This is a genomic window from Aerococcus sp. L_32, assembly GCF_050689315.1.
In genome coordinates, this window is record NZ_JBOEQF010000345.1 from 1 (window position 1) to 2,047 (window position 2,047).

Consider the following 2,047-nt stretch of genomic DNA (forward strand, 5'->3'; position numbering starts at 1 on the left):
CACTAACACGAGTATTGACGTCACTACCCCACCAATAATGGCAATTAAAGAAATTTTGAAGGCATTGGGAATCTTATTGGCTCGTTTTCCTGCATTATAAGCCGCGTTTACAATCATAAAAATCATAATGATGGCCGTTACGATAATTGAATCGATTTGGAAAATGTATGTCAACACGTAACCTATGATGACCAATTGAATGACCATTCGAAGCATTGCCCATAAAATATCCTTTTCAAGCCCCAATTTCTCTTTATAAGAAATCAAGACCGCGATAATTACAAGAATAAACGAAAAAGCTAAAGTTGTTGGGGTTGTTGTTAATGCATTAGTCATTTAAACCACGCTCCTCAATTGTCATTTCCTGGTTGGCAATATGGAAGACCCGGTTTGGTTTGATAGACCCATCTTGAATGTGGCTAATCCATAGAATGGTGACTCCGTATTTTTCTTTATAGTCCAGTAAAATCTGCCATACCAATTCGCGATTGTCCTCGTCTAATGATGAAGTAATTTCATCTAGTAGGAGGACTTTAGGTGGAAAAATCAGGTGTCTGATTAAACCAATCCGCTGTTTTTCCCCACCAGAGATTTTATGAATTGATTTGTCGAGTGCAATATGGCTTAAGCCGAAAGCCTTCATATAAGACAATACAAGATTTTCGTCAAAGTCTTGATCACGAGCTTCATAAACCAATTCAAAGTTATCACGGATGGTTTCGCCGAATAATAGTGGGTTTTGGGCCACATATGAAATGTTTTGCCGGTATGTTTGATAAGCCACTTCTTCTAGTGGTTGGTCTAAGTAGTTAATTTCACCTGAATTTCTCGGAATAAGGGCTGCAATTAAACGCAGCAAGGTACTTTTTCCGCTTCCAGACGGTCCTTCGACACGGATCATTTCATTTGCATATATAGAAAAAGAAATGTCTTTTAAGAGGGCTTGGTCGCCTGGTTGAAAAGTCACTTGATCAAATTTTACGATAGCTTGCATGTTGATAATCCTCCCTTTAGCTTGCATGAATATTTTATCATATTCATAAGTAGTGTGCTATGATTCCACGGTTAATCTTTAAATCATTTAAAGAAAATGCTGGTATCCCCATCAAAAACACCAAAAAATTGCTTTCAAAATACAATACGTTATAATGACAGTATCAAGTTTCTAGATTAATGGAGGCGACTATAGATGAAACTAACGATTACACCAGCAGCACAAGCATACTTCAAAAATGACATGGGATTGACCTCGGGAAGCCAAGTCGGATTTCATAGCCGTGTCTACGGTAAAACAGCTGTCCATGAAGGATTTTCAGTTGGCTTATCTGTAGAATCGCCAGATGGTGCCCTCTTAGTTGACGAAACGATTGACGGTATCCAATACTATATTACGGAAAATGATGAATGGTTCTTCAATGGCTACGACTTTGAAGTCGACTTTTCTCCCGAAGAAGAAAATTTTATTTACCGTTTTATTGAACAATAAGCGATTTTCTTATACTATATAAGTAGTAAATGACAAAAATTTACATACCTATCACATCTAAGCACATGACCCTAAAGCAGAAAAAGGAGTGTTTCTACATGAATCCGATTAAAAATTTATTTCTAGCAGCAGTAGGTGGTACACGACTAACTTATGAGAAAGCCGATGAAGTGTTAAAAAGCCTCATTGAAAAAGGACAAATTTCTGTAGCTGAAGGTAAGTCATTAAGTGAAGATATTCAACGGGTAGCTAAGGGGCATGCAGAAGGTTCAAACGCTTCAGATCCTTTAGACCAAACCTTGTCTGAACGCATCTTAGCACTACAAACACAAGTCGAAAACTTAACTCAAGAAGTCCAATCATTAAAAGGTACGAACACCGAATCTGCGGATGAAGATGCCATAGAAGACGTCATTCAATAATTTTTAGATCATATAACGATAAGTTGAGGCTGAGGCATTTTTGTCCCAGCCTCATCTGCCATATACAGTTTTTTAATAGGAATTGCTTTGAATTGACGGTGATAACATGCAAAGAGATAGTAGTCGTTTCCGTGAAATT

The 2,047-nt window shown here is 37.5% G+C and carries 4 protein-coding genes; 2 read left to right on the top strand and 2 right to left on the bottom strand.

Going from position 1 to position 2,047, the window contains the following annotated elements; all coding sequences use genetic code 11:
- A partial coding sequence (locus tag ACRCJ0_RS12705) for an ABC transporter permease (RefSeq protein WP_431390660.1) occupies positions 1–336 on the bottom strand: 336 nt, incomplete at its 3' end.
- Positions 329–994: an ABC transporter ATP-binding protein gene (locus tag ACRCJ0_RS12710; RefSeq protein ID WP_431387801.1), complete on the bottom strand. Its 666-nt coding sequence runs from the start codon at positions 992–994 to the stop codon at positions 329–331. The genes ACRCJ0_RS12705 and ACRCJ0_RS12710, both read right to left, overlap by 8 nt.
- A 195-nt stretch (positions 995–1,189) precedes the next feature.
- On the opposite strand from ACRCJ0_RS12710, the gene ACRCJ0_RS12715 reads away from it, so the two are divergent.
- Together ACRCJ0_RS12715 and ACRCJ0_RS12720 are read left to right on the top strand one after the other, a co-directional pair.
- Entirely contained in the window at positions 1,190–1,486 is a 297-nt protein-coding gene (locus tag ACRCJ0_RS12715) for a HesB/YadR/YfhF family protein (RefSeq protein ID WP_417894134.1), read from the top strand.
- A 98-nt stretch (positions 1,487–1,584) separates the two neighbouring features.
- Positions 1,585–1,908, top strand: coding sequence for a hypothetical protein (locus ACRCJ0_RS12720; RefSeq protein ID WP_417894133.1), 324 nt, complete (start codon positions 1,585–1,587; stop codon positions 1,906–1,908).
- The last annotated feature ends 139 nt before the right edge of the window (positions 1,909–2,047 follow it).

Excerpts from the sequence above, each read along its gene's own strand:
- ACRCJ0_RS12710 (WP_431387801.1), bottom strand. The coding sequence starts at position 994 with ATGCAAGCTATCGTAAAATTTGATCAAGTGACTTTTCAACCAGGCGAC.
- ACRCJ0_RS12715 (WP_417894134.1), top strand. The coding sequence starts at position 1,190 with ATGAAACTAACGATTACACCAGCAGCACAAGCATACTTCAAAAATGAC.
- ACRCJ0_RS12720 (WP_417894133.1), top strand. The coding sequence starts at position 1,585 with ATGAATCCGATTAAAAATTTATTTCTAGCAGCAGTAGGTGGTACACGA.